Here is a 15,805-nt window from a genome sequence, read left to right as displayed (position 1 = left end):
AAGTATAGCTGCTGACGCGCCCACCCGTGGCGGCGAAATGTCGGTCAAAACCGGGGAAAACGAAGCATAAAATATGGCCCTGTTATAAGTCCTGTTTCTCAGGGGTACCCCCCCATGAAAAATCCGCATAATCCCGGCATTGACAGGACCTCCCCCGCATTTTATTTATAGGGCCGTATTTTGCGCCTGCACCTGTTTTCGTTTCATTCTTGTGCCATGGTCGCTTTATTCATTCCCTGACACGAGGTTGTTATGACGAGTTTTGTGGTCGCCAAGTTTGGCGGCACCAGTGTGGCAGATTACGATGCCATGAACCGCAGCGCCGATGTGGTGCTGGCCGATCCGAATACCCGCCTGGTAGTGCTTTCTGCCTCTGCTGGCGTGACGAACCTGCTGGTTTCTCTGTCTGAAGGGCTGGAGGCCACCGAGCGCTTCGTTAAGCTGGACGCACTGCGCAAAATTCAGTTCGACATCCTTGAACGTCTGCAGAACCCGAACGTGATCCGCGAAGAAGTGGAGCGTCTGCTGGAAAATATCACCACGCTGGCAGAAGCGGCTTCTCTGGCCACCTCCACCGCCCTGACCGATGAGCTGGTCAGCCACGGTGAGCTCATGTCCACCCTGCTGTTTGTTGAAATCATGCGTGAACGTAACGTTCAGGCACAGTGGTTCGACGTGCGTAAAATCATGCGCACCAGCGATCGCTTTGGCCGCGCCGAGCCGGACGTGGAAGCGCTGGCCGAGCTGACCAATCAGCAACTGGTTCCACGCCTGGATGAGGGTATCGTGATCACCCAGGGCTTTATCGGCAGCGAAGCCAAAGGACGCACCACCACGCTTGGCCGTGGCGGCAGTGATTACACCGCGGCGCTGCTGGGTGAAGCGCTGCATGCGACCCGTGTGGATATCTGGACTGACGTCCCGGGGATTTACACCACCGATCCACGCGTCGTCTCTGCGGCAAAACGTATTGATGTGATTGCGTTTGAAGAAGCGGCGGAAATGGCGACCTTCGGTGCGAAAGTGCTGCACCCGGCAACGCTGCTGCCTGCCGTGCGTAGTGATATCCCGGTCTTCGTCGGTTCAAGTAAAGATCCGAAAGCGGGCGGTACGCTGGTGTGCAAGAAAACCGAAAATCCACCGCTGTTCCGCGCGCTGGCCCTGCGCCGTAAGCAAACGCTGGTTACGCTGCACAGCCATAATATGCTGCACTCGCGCGGCTTCCTGGCGGAAGTGTTTGGCATCCTGGCGCGTCATAACATCTCCGTGGATCTGATCACCACCTCCGAAGTGAGTATCGCACTGACGCTGGACACCACCGGTTCAACCTCAACGGGTGACACCCTGCTGACGCAGTCACTGCTGATTGAGCTGTCAGAACTGTGCCGCGTGGAAGTAGAAGAAAACCTGGCGCTGGTGGCCATCATCGGTAATAAGCTGTCGCGCGCCTGTGGCGTGGGCAAAGAGGTCTTCGGTGTGCTCGACCCGTTCAATATCCGCATGATTTGCTACGGTGCCTCCAGCTACAACCTCTGCTTCCTGGTGCCTGCTGAACAGGCAGAACAGGTGGTGCAGAAACTTCATCAGAATTTGTTTGAATAAAATTCGTTAGCACGATAAACAATATCTATAAGCCGGGCACAGACCCGGCTTTTTTATAACTAAACAACACGACAATACTGCAAGGAATATCTATGTTATCCGCCATCACCCGGCTGTTCCCGTTATGGGCGCTGCTGCTCTCCATACTCGCGTATTACACCCCCACTACGTTCACGGGCATTGGTCCGTGGGTGACCACGTTGCTGATGCTGATTATGTTCGGCATGGGTGTGCATCTAAAAATCGACGACTTTAAACGCGTGCTCTCGCGCCCGGCTCCGGTTGCTGCAGGGATTTTCCTGCACTACCTGGTGATGCCCCTTGCGGCCTGGCTGCTGGCAATGGCCTTTAAGATGCCACCCGACCTCTCCGCCGGGATGGTGCTGGTGGGCAGCGTGGCCAGCGGAACCGCCTCCAATGTCATGATCTATCTGGCAAAAGGCGATGTGGCGCTCTCCGTGACCATCTCTTCGGTATCCACGCTGGTGGGTGTGATTGCCACGCCGCTGCTAACACGCCTGTACGTTGACGCCCATATTCAGGTGGACGTGATGGGAATGCTGCTGAGCATTTTGCAAATCGTGGTGATTCCGATCGCGTTGGGCCTGGTCATTCACCACCTGTTCCCGCGCGTGGTAAAAGCCGTTGAGCCCTATCTGCCTGCGTTTTCGATGGTCTGTATTCTGGCCATCATCAGCGCCGTGGTGGCCGGTTCTGCGTCGCACATTGCATCCGTGGGCTTTGTCGTGATTATCGCGATAGTGTTGCATAACACCATTGGCCTGCTGGGCGGATACTGGGGCGGGAAACTGTTTGGCTTCGATGAATCAACCTGCCGGACGCTGGCAATTGAAGTAGGGATGCAGAACTCCGGTCTGGCAGCGGCACTCGGGAAAATTTACTTCTCGCCGCTGGCGGCTCTGCCTGGTGCGCTCTTCTCGGTCTGGCATAACCTGTCCGGTTCGCTGCTGGCGGGATACTGGTCCGGCAAACCGATAGAAGAAAAACCACAGAAAACAGATGAATATCGTCTTTAACAGTCGGGTGGCGCTACGCTAACCCGACCTACACTCTCCGCACGCGCAAGCCGGGGAAAAAAGGGGCTTAACGCCCCTTCTTTTTACGTCCCGGTTGAGTAAAGCGTTTACCTGCGGGCTTGCCTCGCCCTTTCTCTTCCGACTGCGGTGCTTTCACGACCGGGCGTTTAATCGCCTGAGTTTTCGGTTTGGCTTTGGCCTTCGGCTTTGCTTCAGACGAGGAGTTCTCGATAAGCTTAAACAGCTCGATCAGTTCATCATCGGTTAAATCGCGCCACTCGCCCAGCGGGATACCGGACAGGCTGACGTTCATGATGCGCGTGCGTTCCAGCTTCGTCACTTCATAACCGAAGTATTCGCACATACGGCGGATCTGACGATTCAGGCCCTGCACCAGGGTAATGCGGAACGCGAACGGCGCTTCTTTCTTCACCTTACACTTTTTCGTGACGGTACCGAGGATGGGTACACCGGCGCCCATGCCGCGAATAAATTCGTCGGTGACCGGTTTATTCACCGTCACGATATACTCTTTCTCGTGGTCATTACCGGCACGCAGAATCTTATTCACCAGATCGCCGTGGTTAGTGAGGAAAATCAGCCCCTGCGAATCTTTATCCAGACGGCCAATCGGGAAGATACGGCTGCTGTGGTTAACGAAATCAACGATGTTGTCCCGCTCGCCATCTTCTGTGGTGCTGACAATCCCAACCGGTTTATTCAACGCGATAAACACCAGGTCTTCTGCATCACGCGGTTCGATGAGCTGACCATTCACTTTGACCACGTCGCCAGGCATCACCTGGTCACCAATAGTGGCGCGTTTGCCGTTGAGGAACACATTACCTTGTTCGATGTAACGGTCCGCCTCGCGACGTGAGCAGATCCCGCTCTCGCTAATGTATTTGTTTAATCGGGTTGATTGAGTTGGCAGCATAGTTTCTCCTGTGAAGGGCGAAATATACCTTAGGTCTGGGCAGGAAAAAAAGATTAGCCGACGGTAACTGAGACGGGTTTTTAGTTTGCGAGACACTTTCAGGATTTAGCGTCAGGCCATTTATCCTTGAGCTAACTCCTTTTAGCTTTACTCCCCACATACATTTATTTGTAGTTTATAAATCACAGGGAGTAATATGAAGGAGATCGTTCAGACAGAATCCTTCCGACGCTGGGAGCAAAATTTAAAAGATCGGCGAGCAAGGACCATTATCGCGTCCCGCCTCTTTCGGTTGGCAAATGGCTTAGCGGGCGACATAAAACCCGTGGGGGAAGGTATATGCGAGCTGAGGATCCACTTTGGTCCGGGCTACAGAATCTATTTTAAAGACCAGGGCAATTGCATCATCGTGCTGTTGTGTGGTGGTGACAAAAGCAGCCAGGCCAGAGACATACTTATGGCAAAATTGCTGAGCAATGTATCCCAAGGGCAGGAGTGAATGAGCATGCATAAATTAACACCCTACGATCCAGCCATCGCGTTGGTGGATGATGAGGAAATAGCCGTGTTTATGGCTGATGCATTAGAAACTGGTGACTCAGCGTATATTGCTAAAGCTTTGGGCGTCATCGCGCGAGCGAAAGGGATGTCGACCATTTCACAGCAAACTGGCCTGTCACGGGAGCAACTGTACCGATCATTTAGTGATAAGGGGAACCCAACGCTTAAAACCACGCTGGCGGTCATGAAAGCATTGGGTCTTGGGCTCACAATCAAACCCGCCGGGGATTAATACTCATCCCGCTCGTCATCTTCATCCGGCTGTTCCATCACGCTGTACGCCACCGCACAGAACAATGAGTTAAGGCGTTTCATATCCCCCAGCAGCCCCAGGTGCAGGGAGCTGGTTTCGATACTCTGCACGTTCTGCTGGTGCAGACGTTCAACGTGGGCGTGCGAGTAGCGGCGGTTGAGGATACGGAAGCGATGCTTGTTGCGGCGCAGACGGCGTGCGCTCGGCACATCGCTTGAGAAGAAGACCAGCATCGCCAGCTTCAGGTTGCTAAGAAGTTGTTCGTGCAGGGCTTCCAGCTCCTTCAGCCCTTCGACGGAGAACGCACGGCGGGCAGCCAAAGATTTGTCAGCAATTTCACTGCCCATCCGCTCCACAATATCCGAAGCCTGCTCAAGGTTAAGCGACATCTCAATGATTTCCGCCCAGCGGCGGGACTCCTCTTCCGCCAGTTCATCCTGCGGGATGCGCGCCAGATAGAGCTTGATAGCGGTATAAAGCACGTTGATATCATCTGCCAGCCGGCGCAGCTCTTTCTCTTCCCGCGGCTCGCCGTGCATCACCTTTTGCAGGCCTTCGAGCATGGTTTCCATGGCATCACCCATGCGCAGCGTCTCGCGGGCGGCATTGGCCAGCGCCAGTGCAGGAGTATCCAGCGCGGAGGTATCCAGATGCTTCGGTTTCAGGCGCGCATCCAGCTCCGGTTCATCGCGTATAAGCCGTTCGCAGAAGCGCGCCATTGGTTCAGCAAACGGCACCATCGCCAGGCAACGCACCAGGTTGTAGAAGACGTGGAAGTAGATCACCAGCTCGGCCTTCGGCAGAGAGAGGTTGTCCATCAGGTTCGCCAGTGGGTGCACAAACGGCAGAATAATCAGGCTGCCCACCAGCTTAAACAGCAGACTGCCGAGCGCCACGCGGCGGGCGGCAGCATTGGCAGCGCTGTTATTGAGCATCGCCAGCAGGCCCGAGCCGAGGTTAGCCCCGATCACCAGACACAGTGCGACCGGGAAGGAGATCGCCCCTGCGGCGGTGAGCGTGGCCGTCAGCAGCACCGCCGCCAGGCTGGAGTAACTGACGATGGCAAACACCGCGCCGATGAGCGCATCCAGCATAATATCGCCGGTTAACGAGGCGAAGATAACCTGCACGCCGTTGGCTTCGGTAATGGGCGTGACCGCCTGCACAATCAGCTCCAGCGCCAGCAGAATCAGCCCGAGGCCAATCCCCACGCGTCCAAGCTGACCAGCGCGCGTCTGCTTACGTCCAAGGAAAAAGATGACCCCGATAAATATCAGCAGCGGCGACAGCCAGGAGAGATCGAAAGTCAGGATACGTGCCATCAGCGCGGTACCCACGTCAGCGCCCAGCACAATAACCAGTGCAGGGGCCAGCGCCACCAGATCCTGAGCGACAAACGATGTCACGAGCAATGTGGTCGCATTACTGCTCTGAACCAGCGCCGTTACGCCAATGCCCGCGCAGAAGGCGAGCGGTTTCTTCTCCACGCTGCTGCTGAGAACGGTACGTAAACGTGCGCCAAACACGCGCATCACGCCGGTACGGACAATATGGGTGCCCCAGACCAGCAGTGCGACTGCCGAGAGAAGATGTAACAGGGTCAGCACGGAAGGTTATCCTCCTTATCGTTATTCATTTTCCTTAGGTCAGTATAAGGGTTTAAACGTAAGAAAGAGACAGGGCGCTCAATGAGCGCCCTGTTAGTTGTAAGGAAAAGTGACGGTCAGTCGGCGTCGTAGCCGAGATTCGGCGCTAACCAACGCTCCACTTCAGAGACGCTCATGCCTTTACGCAGTGCATAATCTTCAATCTGATCGCGCTGCAGCTGCGCCACGGCAAAGTATTTGCTGTCCGGATGACTGAAGTACCAGCCGGATACCGATGCCCCAGGCCACATCGCGAAAGATTCGGTCAGTTTCATTCCGGTATGGGCCTCAACGTCCAGCAGCTGCCAGATGGTGCCCTTTTCGGTATGTTCCGGACAGGCCGGGTAGCCGGGGGCCGGGCGGATCCCCTGGTAGTTTTCGCGGATCAGCTCCTCGTTGCTGAGATTTTCATTCGCCGCGTAGCCCCAGTAAACCTTGCGTACGCGCTCATGCAGATACTCTGCGAACGCTTCCGCCAGACGATCGGCAATCGCTTTGACCATGATTTTGTTGTAATCATCGTGCTGCGCTTCAAAGGCATCCGCCAGGGCGTCCTCTTCCAGACCGCCGGTCACGGCGAAGGCACCGATGTAGTCGGCTTTACCACTCAGCTTCGGCGCAACAAAATCGGCCAGACAGTAGTTGGCAAACCCGACCTTTTCGGTTTGCTGGCGCAGGTGATGGCTTACGGTCAGCACGTGGGTGCGCGTCTCATCGCGATAAATTTCGATGTCGTCGCCCACGCGGTTAGCCGGGAACAGCCCCACCACGCCGCGCGGGTTAAGGGCTTTCTCGGCGCTGAGTTTGTCGAGCATGTCGTTAGCGTCTTTAAACAGGCGCTTCGCCTCTTCGCCGACAACCTCATCTTCCAGGATGCGCGGATATTTGCCCGCCAGCGACCAGGTCATAAAGAATGGTGTCCAGTCGATGTAGTTGCGCAGCGTTTCGATGCTGGCGGTCACCTCCTGCACGCCCAGGCGATGGGCAACCGGCGGCGTATAGCTCGCCCAGTCAAACGCCAGATCGTTATCGCGCGCCGCCTGAAGCGTCACCGGTGGGGTGTGCGGTTTCTTGCGGGCATGCTGAATGCGGACGGTTTCGTACTCTTTGCGGGTCCGGGCCACAAAGTCATCGCGCTGGGTGTCAGAGAGCAGCGCTGAGACCACGCCCACGGTGCGAGAGGCGTTCTGTACATAGACCGTCGGGCCGCTGTAGTTCTGCTCAATCTTCACCGCAGTATGCGCTTTTGAGGTGGTCGCCCCGCCAATCAGCAGCGGAATGGTGAAGCCCTGACGCTCCATCTCTTTCGCCACGTTAACCATCTCGTCGAGCGACGGGGTAATCAGCCCGGAAAGGCCAATCAGGTCAGCATTGACTTCGCGCGCGGTCCTGAGGATTTTATCCGCCGGCACCATTACGCCAAGGTCAATAATCTCGTAGTTATTGCACTGCAGCACCACACCGACAATGTTCTTTCCGATGTCATGCACGTCGCCCTTCACGGTGGCGATAACCATTTTACCGTTGCTGGAGCCCTGCTCTTTGCTGGCTTCGATGAACGGCTCCAGATACGCCACGGCCTGCTTCATTACGCGCGCGGACTTGACCACCTGCGGCAGGAACATTTTGCCCTCGCCGAACAGATCGCCCACCACGTTCATACCGTCCATCAGCGGCCCTTCGATAACCTCGATGGGCCGGGCGGCCTGCTGGCGCGCCTCTTCGGTATCCTGCTCGATAAATTCGGTGATGCCTTTTACCAGCGAATATTCCAGCCGCTTCTTGACATCCCAGCTACGCCACTCGGCCTGCTGGACGTTGGCAGCGTCGTCCGATTTGCTACCGCGGTATTTTTCTGCCAGATCGAGCAGCCGTTCGGTGGCGTCGTCACGGCGGTTGAGGATCACATCTTCCACCGCGTCGCGCAGTTCTGCGGGCAGATCGTCATAAATCGCCAGCTGTCCGGCGTTGACGATCCCCATATCCATCCCGTTGCGGATGGCGTAGTAGAGGAATACGGCGTGGATCGCTTCACGTACCGGGTCGTTGCCGCGGAACGAGAACGACACGTTCGAGACACCGCCGGAGATCAGCGCATGCGGCAGCTCACGTTTGATGTCTTCACACGCGCCGATAAAGTCCTGGGCGTAGTTATTGTGCTCTTCAATCCCGGTGGCGACGGCGAAGATGTTCGGGTCAAAGATGATGTCTTCCGGCGGGAAGCCTACCTCTTCGGTCAGGATCTTGTACGCGCGGCGGCAAATCTCAATTTTGCGCTCGCGGGTGTCCGCCTGGCCCACTTCATCAAAGGCCATCACCACCACGGCCGCGCCGTAGCGGCGCACCATCTTCGCGTGGTGAATAAAGATATCGACCCCTTCTTTCATTGAGATGGAGTTGACGATACCTTTGCCCTGAATGCACTTCAGCCCTTTTTCGATTACTTCCCATTTGGAGGAGTCAATCATGATCGGCACGCGAGCGATATCCGGCTCGCCGGCGATCAGGTTGAGGAAACGTACCATCGCCGCCTCGGCGTCGAGCATCCCCTCATCCATGTTGATGTCGATGATCTGCGCGCCGCTTTCTACCTGCTGGCGGGCAACGTCCAGCGCTTCACTGTACTTCTCTTCTTTGATCAGGCGTTTGAATTTAGCGGAACCGGTGACGTTGGTACGTTCCCCAACGTTCACAAACAGGCTGTCATCGCCGATAGTCAACGGCTCAAGGCCGGAGAGACGGCAGGCAACCGGCAGCTCGTGCAGTTTACGCGGCGGCAGACCGGCCACGGCATTGCTCATGGCGGCGATGTGCTCTGGTGTGGTGCCGCAGCAGCCGCCAACGATATTCAGGAAACCGGATTCGGCCCATTCGCGGATCTGCGCCGCCATGGTGTCCGCATCCAGATCATATTCGCCAAAGGCGTTTGGCAGACCGGCGTTCGGGTGTGCGGTGACGTAGCATTCCGCAATACGTGACAGTTCCTGCACATACTGGCGCAGCTCATCCGGACCCAGCGCGCAGTTCAGGCCGAAGGAGAGCGCTTCCGCATGGCGCAAGGAGTTATAAAACGCTTCGGTGGTCTGCCCGGACAAAGTACGGCCAGAGGCATCGGTGATGGTGCCGGAAATCATGATTGGCAGCTCGACGCCCAGCGCCTCGAACTCCTCTTTCACCGCGTAAATCGCGGCTTTGGCATTGAGGGTATCGAAAACCGTTTCAATCAGGATCAGGTCGGAACCGCCTTCCACCAGCGCTTTGGTTGATTCACGGTAGGCTGCCACCAGCTGGTCAAAGGTGATGTTACGAAACGCCGGGTCGTTTACGTCCGGTGAAATAGAGGCGGTGCGGTTGGTTGGGCCCAGCACCCCGGCAACGTAGCGCGGTTTATCCGGCGTGCGCGCCGTCCACGCATCGGCACAGGCGCGGGCCAGCTTCGCCGCCTCATAGTTTATCTCCGCCGACAGGGATTCCATCTGGTAATCCGCCATGGCGATGGTTGTCGAGTTGAAGGTGTTGGTTTCAACGATATCCGCACCCGCTTCGAAGTAGGCGTTGTGGATATCCGCAATCACCTGCGGTTTGCTTAATACCAGCAGGTCATTGTTACCTTTGAGATCGCATGGCCAGTCCGCAAAACGTTCGCCACGGAAATCGTCTTCACTGAGGCGATAGCTCTGGATCATGGTGCCCATGCCGCCGTCCAGCACCAGAATTCGTTCATTTAACTGCGCACGCAGTTGCTCTACTTTGCTGCTCACACTTGCTCCCGACAACGCTCAACCAGGCCAAAAGGCTGCGGTCCATACTGGCACAATCTTGCAGGGTGGAAAAGTCACACGGCGGTAACATGAGACATGTTCATTATCACTCATCCGATCAGTCAGGATAACGGTTGCAAAATCACCAAATAAAACGAAAATGATTTCCACGATACAGAAAAAGGAGATCGTCATGGTCACGACCGTTCCCGCGAAACGCGGCAGAAAACCTGCTGCCACCCCCGCCGCACAACAGGGTGGACAGGTTCAATCGCTTACACGCGGTTTGAAGCTGCTGGAATGGATAGCCGAGTCGCACAGCAGCGTGGCCCTGACGGAGCTGGCCCAGCAGGCTGGTTTGCCGAACTCCACTACGCACCGGTTGCTGACCACCATGCAACAGCTTGGCTTTGTGCGTCAGGTTGGCGAGCTGGGGCACTGGGCAGTCGGCGCCCATGCGTTCATCGTCGGCAGCAGCTTCCTGCAAAGCCGCAACCTGCTGGCGATTGTGCATCCTATCCTGCGCAAATTAATGGAAGAGTCGGGCGAGACCGTGAATCTGGCCGTGCTCGATCAGAGCGACCATCAGGCGATCATCATTGACCAGGTACAGTGTACCCAGCTGATGCGTATGTCAGCCCCCATTGGCGGTAAGCTGCCTATGCACGCGTCCGGCGCGGGGAAAGCCTTTTTGTCGCAGCTGAGCGAGGAACAGGTGACGGGGCTGCTGCACCGTAAAGGGCTGCACGCCTATACCCACGCCACGCTGGTTTCACCGGTACATCTGAAAGAAGATCTGGCGTTGACCCGTAAGCGCGGCTATTCGTTTGACGACGAGGAGCACGCCCTGGGCCTGCGCTGCATTGCGGCCTGTATCTTTGACGAGCATCGCGAACCGTTTGCCGCTATCTCCATCTCGGGGCCGATTTCCCGTATGACCGACGATCGCGTCACCGAGCTGGGTGCGCTGGTGATTAAGGCGGCGAAAGAGGTCACCCTGGCGTATGGTGGGATTCGCTAGGATTGAGTGCGGTCTGTTGCCCTCACCCCGGCCCTCTCCCATAGGGAGAGGGAGAAAACCGGATGCAAAACCGCTGCTTACGACGGTAGGCGTACACATCTTCCACATGCCCGTTTTTGATCCGCGTTTGCAGCCCGCGCCAGTAGCTGGCACGAAACAGATCGGCATGCATCTCTTCAAACAATGGCCCAATACGCGGGTCGGCGCACAGCCAGTGGCGAAACTCCTCGGGAAAGACATCGCCCGGTGAGACGCTGTACCACGGCTCGCCGGAGAGTTCATCTTCCGGGTAACGGGGCGGCGGGATATCGCGGAAATTAACCTCGGTCATGTAGCAAATTTCATCGTAATCATAGAACACTACCCGCCCGTGTCGGGTCACGCCGAAGTTTTTAAACAGCATGTCGCCAGGGAAGATATTGGCGGCGGCAAGCTGACGAATCGCGTTGCCGTACTCTTCAATGGCATCTTTTAAGGCCTGACCGTCGGCCTGTTCCAGCCAGATATTCAGCGGCACCATACGGCGCTCGATATACAGATGGCTAATCGCTATTTTGTCGCCCAAATCGGTGATTTTTGCCGGTGCTTCCTGCAGTAACAGGGCCATTAAAGCCGGATCGATCTGCCGCTTATCCAGCACAAAATTTTCAAACTCCTGCGTATCCGCCATACGTCCGACGCGATCGTGTTCTTTCACCAGCTGATAGCAGGCACGAACATGCGCTGCGGTCATCTCTTTCTGCGGCGCGAATGTATCTTTGATGACCTTAAACACCCGGTCAAATCCCGGCAGCGTAAAGACCAGCATCACCATGCCGCGAATGCCGGGCGCTTCGATAAATTGCTCATCGGCGGTGGTGACATAACGCAAATACTCCCGGTAGCTTTCCGTTTTGGCATGCTTTTGACAGCCAATCGCCATATACAGCTCGGCGGTGGTTTTGCCCGGCAGGATCTCGCGCAGCCATTCCACCAGGGCGGCAGGCAGCGGAGCGTAGACCATAAAATAGGAGCGGGCGAAGCCAAACACAATGCTGGCCTCGGCGCTGGTGGTCAGGCAGGTATCGACAAACAGTTCGCCGTCATCGGTACGGTGTATGGGCAGCAGAAACGGCACGGTGGCGGAGGGCATCACGAGCTTGCCCACCAGCCATGCGGCTTTATTGCGGTAGAAAAGCTCGTTGGCGACCTGCAAATGGCAGTGGCTGAGAGCCTCTTCGCCAAAGGATTCGTGGAGATGGGCGATGATAAAGCCAATATCGCGGGCTTTATTCTCCCACGGCAAACGCAGCGGTAAATCTGTTAACACGCGGTGCAGGAGCTTCTCCCAGCCGTGGTCGGGGAAAAAATCCTTCGCCAGCGGGCGCGGAATGGTGCGAAAACGGCGCTCCGGCTGGGAGCTAAAAATAAATAACCGCTCAGGAGATAATGAGCGGTGGTCAAATAACCGGCAATACACGGAGTTGAAAAAGCTCTCCGCAATCTCGAAGCGCGGGTAGTCTGGCAACAAATGGGTGTAGTGCTCCTTAACGCGCAGTAAAAATGCCGCGTCAGGGCTTTTACCGTCGGTAATGCAGCGCAGTTGTTCCACCACCAGACCCACGTGATGATCGTAGAGGTGAATACGCTGCTTCATGGCCTGCTGGACCGCATGCCAGTCGGCGTGCTCAAAGCGCTGCTGCGCGCCGGAGGTGACTTCCAGAAAACGACCATACTGGGCATCGAAGCCCTGCAAAATAGTCTGTGCAATCAGTAATTCCAGACCACGCGACATAGATTCCCCCTCACCCCAACCCTCTCCCCAGAGGGGAGAGGGGGAAAAGATTAGAACTGTGCTTCTTCTGTTGACCCCGTTAAGGCAGTGACGGAGGAGGCGCCGCCCTGAATAATCGTGGTCACATTATCAAAGTAACCGGTTCCCACCTCCTGCTGATGAGAAACAAAGGTATAGCCCTCTTTACCCGCGGCAAACTCCGGCTGCTGCACTTTCTCGACATAGTGCTTCATGCCTTCACCCTGCGCGTAGGCGTGCGCCAGGTCGAACATGTTGAACCACATGCTGTGGATCCCCGCCAGGGTGATGAACTGATACTTGTAGCCCATGTCTGACAGCTGCTGCTGGAAGCTGGCGATGGTTTTATCGTCCAGATTCTTTTGCCAGTTGAAGGACGGCGAGCAGTTATAGGCCAGCAGTTTGCCCGGGTATTTGGCGTGGATAGCATCGGCAAAGCGTTTTGCCAGCGCCAGGTCCGGCGTGGAGGTTTCGCACCAGACCAGATCCGCGTACGGTGCATACGCCAGGCCACGGCTGATGGCCTGCTCAATGCCAGCATGGGTACGATAGAATCCTTCGCTGGTGCGCTCGCCGGTAATGAACTCGCTGTCGTATGGATCGCAGTCAGAGGTGATCAGGTCAGCCGCGTCCGCGTCGGTACGGGCAATCACCAGCGTCGGCACGCCGAGCACGTCAGCGGCAAGACGCGCAGCGACCAGCTTCTGAATCGCTTCCTGGGTCGGGACCAGCACTTTGCCGCCCATGTGTCCGCATTTCTTCACCGAGGCCAGCTGATCTTCGAAGTGTACGGCCGCTGCACCGGCCTCAATCATCGATTTCATCAGCTCAAAGGCGTTCAGCACGCCGCCGAAACCGGCTTCTGCATCCGCGACGATTGGCAGGAAGTAGTCAATAAAGCGCGGATCGTTTGGCTCAATACCTGCCGCCCACTGGATCTGATCCGCACGGCGGAAGGTGTTGTTGATCCGATCCACCACCGACGGCACCGAGTTTGCCGGATAGAGCGACTGATCCGGATACATGCTGGAGGCCAGGTTGGCATCCGCCGCGACCTGCCAGCCGGAAAGATAAATGGCTTCGATACCGGCCTTCGCCTGCTGCAACGCCTGACCGCCGGTCAGTGCACCGAGGCTGTTGATGTAGCCCTTTTTGGAGCCGCCATGCAGCAGATGCCACATCTTCGCCGCGCCATTTTGCGCCAGCGTGCATTCCGGATTGACCGAGCCACGCAGTTTCACCACTTCCTCAGCGCTGTACGGGCGACGGATACCTTCCCAGCGCGGCTGTGTCCACTCTTTCTTCAGTTCTTCGATTTGTTGGGTACGGGTTTTCATGTGCAGATGCTCCATATTGTTATGTGGTGGATTTACGCAAGCAGGCGGTAGCCTGGCAGGGTGAGGAAGTCGATTAAGTCATCTGAGGTTGTGATTTGCTCCATCAGGCGGGCGGCATCATCAAAACGTCCGCTGCTGAAGCGGTGTTCGCCCAGCTCGTCCTGAATGACGCGCATCTCTTCGGCCAGCATCTGGCGGAACAGGGATTTGGTCACCGGCTTGCCGTTGCTGAGCGTTTTCTGATGGTGGATCCACTGCCAGATAGAGGTACGGGAGATTTCTGCCGTCGCCGCGTCTTCCATAAGACCGTAGATGGGCACACAGCCGTTACCGGAGATCCACGCTTCGATGTACTGCACGGCCACGCGGATATTGGCACGCATGCCCTCTTCCGTGCGTTCACCCGAGCACGGCGCCAGAAGTTGCTCTTCTGCGATTGGGGCATCGTCATCACGGGTGACAAACAGCTGGTTTTTGTTGTCACCGAGTACGTGGTTAAAGACTTCCATTGCCGTATCGGCCAGGCCTGGATGGGCGATCCACGTACCGTCGTGACCGTTACGCGCTTCAAGCTCCTTGTCAGCTTTCACCTTGTTGAGCACCTGATTGTTACGCTCAGCGTCTTTGCTCGGAATAAAGGCCGCCATGCCGCCCATGGCAAAGGCACCGCGCTTGTGGCAGGTTTTAATCAGCAGGCGCGAGTAGGCGCTGAGGAACGGTTTATCCATGGTGACAACCTGGCGATCCGGCAGTACGCGATCGGGGTGGTTTTTCAACGTTTTGATATAGCTGAAGATGTAGTCCCAGCGTCCGCAGTTCAGACCCACAATGTGATCGCGCAGAGCGTGCAGGATTTCATGCATCTGGAATACGGCAGGCAGCGTTTCAATCAGCAGGGTGGCTTTAATGGTGCCACGCGGCAGGTTGAAGCGATCTTCCGCGTAGCTGAACACCTCACTCCACCAGGCCGCTTCCTGCCAGGCCTGGGTCTTCGGCAGGTAGAAATAGGGGCCGCTGCCTTTTGCCAGCAGGTTTTTGTAGTTGTGGAAGAAATAGAGGGCGAAATCAAACAGGCTGCCCGGAATCGCTTCTCCGCGCCACGTGACGTGTTTTTCCGGCAGGTGCAGGCCGCGTACGCGGCAGATCAGAACCGCCGGATTGGGTTTCAGCTGATAAATTTTACCGGCTTCGTTGGTATAACTGATGGTGCCATTAACGGCATCGCGCAGGTTGATCTGCCCGTCGATCACTTTACGCCAGTCCGGGGCCAGGGAGTCCTCAAAATCCGCCATAAAGACTTTGACGTTGGCGTTCATGGCGTTGATCACCATTTTGCGCTCTACCGGACCAGTGATCTCAACGCGACGATCCTGCAAATCTTCAGGGATGCCGCGGATTTTCCAGTCGCCGCGTCTAATGGAAGCGGTTTCCGAAATAAACCCAGGCAGCTTGCCATTATCAATTTCCTGCTGTTGATGAATGCGTGCAGCCAGCAGCTTATTGCGCTGCGGCGTAAAGCGGGTTACCAGTTCAGTCAGGAATTCAACCGCCTCAGCCGTCAAAATTTGCTGTTCTTGCTCGCCATAAGGCTGGGTAAAGGCCAGTTCATCGACCGTTGTTGCCTGTTGAGTCATCACTCTGCTCCTCATCAAAGATCCAAATTCACATCCCCAATGCGAACGAAAGATCGTTGTGTAGTTTTCGCTCAGCAGAATTAAGACTATCTCTATTTTTTCCAAAATCAAAAACAATTTCCATTTTAAATTCAATTTAACTTCAACTTATTGATTACTATGAATTTAAAGTTTTATTGCATGTTGAGTTTAATTTCGGAAATAAAAAAGGCACCCGTAGGTGC

General features: G+C 56.1%; 11 protein-coding genes. 5 read left to right on the top strand and 6 right to left on the bottom strand.

Annotated elements, in window-relative coordinates; genetic code table 11:
* Positions 1 to 252 precede the first annotated feature (252 nt).
* Positions 253 to 1,602 (top strand): lysine-sensitive aspartokinase 3, encoded by a 1,350-nt coding sequence (gene lysC, locus ACQG2G_RS01355; RefSeq protein ID WP_013095032.1) that lies wholly within the window; start codon positions 253 to 255, stop codon positions 1,600 to 1,602.
* A gap of 92 nt (positions 1,603 to 1,694) precedes the next feature.
* Positions 1,695 to 2,639, top strand: a complete 945-nt coding sequence (gene panS, locus ACQG2G_RS01350) for a ketopantoate/pantoate/pantothenate transporter PanS (RefSeq protein ID WP_013095031.1) — start codon at positions 1,695 to 1,697, stop codon at positions 2,637 to 2,639.
* A gap of 67 nt (positions 2,640 to 2,706) precedes the next feature.
* Here the strand turns inward: panS and rluF are convergent, their stop codons facing one another.
* A complete protein-coding gene (gene rluF, locus ACQG2G_RS01345) occupies positions 2,707 to 3,576 on the bottom strand; it encodes a 23S rRNA pseudouridine(2604) synthase RluF (protein WP_023621411.1) in 870 nt (289 codons plus the stop codon).
* A gap of 196 nt (positions 3,577 to 3,772) precedes the next feature.
* On the opposite strand from rluF, the gene ACQG2G_RS01340 reads away from it, so the two are divergent.
* Positions 3,773 to 4,075, top strand: a complete 303-nt coding sequence (locus tag ACQG2G_RS01340) for a type II toxin-antitoxin system RelE/ParE family toxin (RefSeq protein WP_061772075.1) — start codon at positions 3,773 to 3,775, stop codon at positions 4,073 to 4,075.
* A 6-nt stretch (positions 4,076 to 4,081) separates the two neighbouring features.
* Entirely contained in the window at positions 4,082 to 4,369 is a 288-nt protein-coding gene (locus tag ACQG2G_RS01335; RefSeq protein WP_013095028.1) for an addiction module antidote protein, read from the top strand.
* Here the strand turns inward: ACQG2G_RS01335 and ACQG2G_RS01330 are convergent.
* Together ACQG2G_RS01330 and metH are read right to left on the bottom strand one after the other, a co-directional pair.
* Positions 4,366 to 5,997 (bottom strand): Na/Pi cotransporter family protein, encoded by a 1,632-nt coding sequence (locus tag ACQG2G_RS01330; protein WP_013095027.1) that lies wholly within the window; start codon positions 5,995 to 5,997, stop codon positions 4,366 to 4,368. The genes ACQG2G_RS01335 and ACQG2G_RS01330 overlap by 4 nt on opposite strands.
* A gap of 116 nt (positions 5,998 to 6,113) precedes the next feature.
* Positions 6,114 to 9,797, bottom strand: a complete 3,684-nt coding sequence (gene metH, locus ACQG2G_RS01325) for a methionine synthase (protein WP_248766732.1) — start codon at positions 9,795 to 9,797, stop codon at positions 6,114 to 6,116.
* 193 nt (positions 9,798 to 9,990) lie between these two features.
* Between metH and iclR the strand changes: the two genes are divergently transcribed.
* Positions 9,991 to 10,818, top strand: a complete 828-nt coding sequence (gene iclR, locus ACQG2G_RS01320; RefSeq protein WP_013095025.1) for a glyoxylate bypass operon transcriptional repressor IclR — start codon at positions 9,991 to 9,993, stop codon at positions 10,816 to 10,818.
* A gap of 22 nt (positions 10,819 to 10,840) precedes the next feature.
* Here the strand turns inward: iclR and aceK are convergent, their stop codons facing one another.
* Genes aceK through aceB form a run of 3 tightly spaced genes read right to left on the bottom strand, consistent with a single transcriptional unit; the run spans position 10,841 to position 15,581 of the window.
* Entirely contained in the window at positions 10,841 to 12,592 is a 1,752-nt protein-coding gene (aceK, locus tag ACQG2G_RS01315) for a bifunctional isocitrate dehydrogenase kinase/phosphatase (protein WP_248079160.1), read from the bottom strand.
* A gap of 50 nt (positions 12,593 to 12,642) precedes the next feature.
* Entirely contained in the window at positions 12,643 to 13,947 is a 1,305-nt protein-coding gene (gene aceA, locus ACQG2G_RS01310; protein ID WP_020686610.1) for an isocitrate lyase, read from the bottom strand.
* A 32-nt stretch (positions 13,948 to 13,979) separates the two neighbouring features.
* Positions 13,980 to 15,581 (bottom strand): malate synthase A, encoded by a 1,602-nt coding sequence (gene aceB / locus ACQG2G_RS01305; RefSeq protein ID WP_061771805.1) that lies wholly within the window; start codon positions 15,579 to 15,581, stop codon positions 13,980 to 13,982.
* Positions 15,582 to 15,805: the final 224 nt, after the last annotated feature.

The organism is Enterobacter cloacae complex sp. 382A5 (assembly GCF_050031095.1).
Taxonomy (GTDB): domain Bacteria; phylum Pseudomonadota; class Gammaproteobacteria; order Enterobacterales; family Enterobacteriaceae; genus Enterobacter; species Enterobacter cloacae.
Note: the sequence above shows the minus strand (reverse complement) of the source record. Positions and strands in the feature narration are given on the sequence as shown.

Excerpts from the sequence above, each read along its gene's own strand:
- lysC (WP_013095032.1), top strand. The coding sequence starts at position 253 with ATGACGAGTTTTGTGGTCGCCAAGTTTGGCGGCACCAGTGTGGCAGAT.
- panS (WP_013095031.1), top strand. The coding sequence starts at position 1,695 with ATGTTATCCGCCATCACCCGGCTGTTCCCGTTATGGGCGCTGCTGCTC.
- rluF (WP_023621411.1), bottom strand. The coding sequence starts at position 3,576 with ATGCTGCCAACTCAATCAACCCGATTAAACAAATACATTAGCGAGAGC.
- ACQG2G_RS01340 (WP_061772075.1), top strand. The coding sequence starts at position 3,773 with ATGAAGGAGATCGTTCAGACAGAATCCTTCCGACGCTGGGAGCAAAAT.
- ACQG2G_RS01335 (WP_013095028.1), top strand. The coding sequence starts at position 4,082 with ATGCATAAATTAACACCCTACGATCCAGCCATCGCGTTGGTGGATGAT.
- iclR (WP_013095025.1), top strand. The coding sequence starts at position 9,991 with ATGGTCACGACCGTTCCCGCGAAACGCGGCAGAAAACCTGCTGCCACC.
- aceK (WP_248079160.1), bottom strand. The coding sequence starts at position 12,592 with ATGTCGCGTGGTCTGGAATTACTGATTGCACAGACTATTTTGCAGGGC.
- aceA (WP_020686610.1), bottom strand. The coding sequence starts at position 13,947 with ATGAAAACCCGTACCCAACAAATCGAAGAACTGAAGAAAGAGTGGACA.
- aceB (WP_061771805.1), bottom strand. The coding sequence starts at position 15,581 with ATGACTCAACAGGCAACAACGGTCGATGAACTGGCCTTTACCCAGCCT.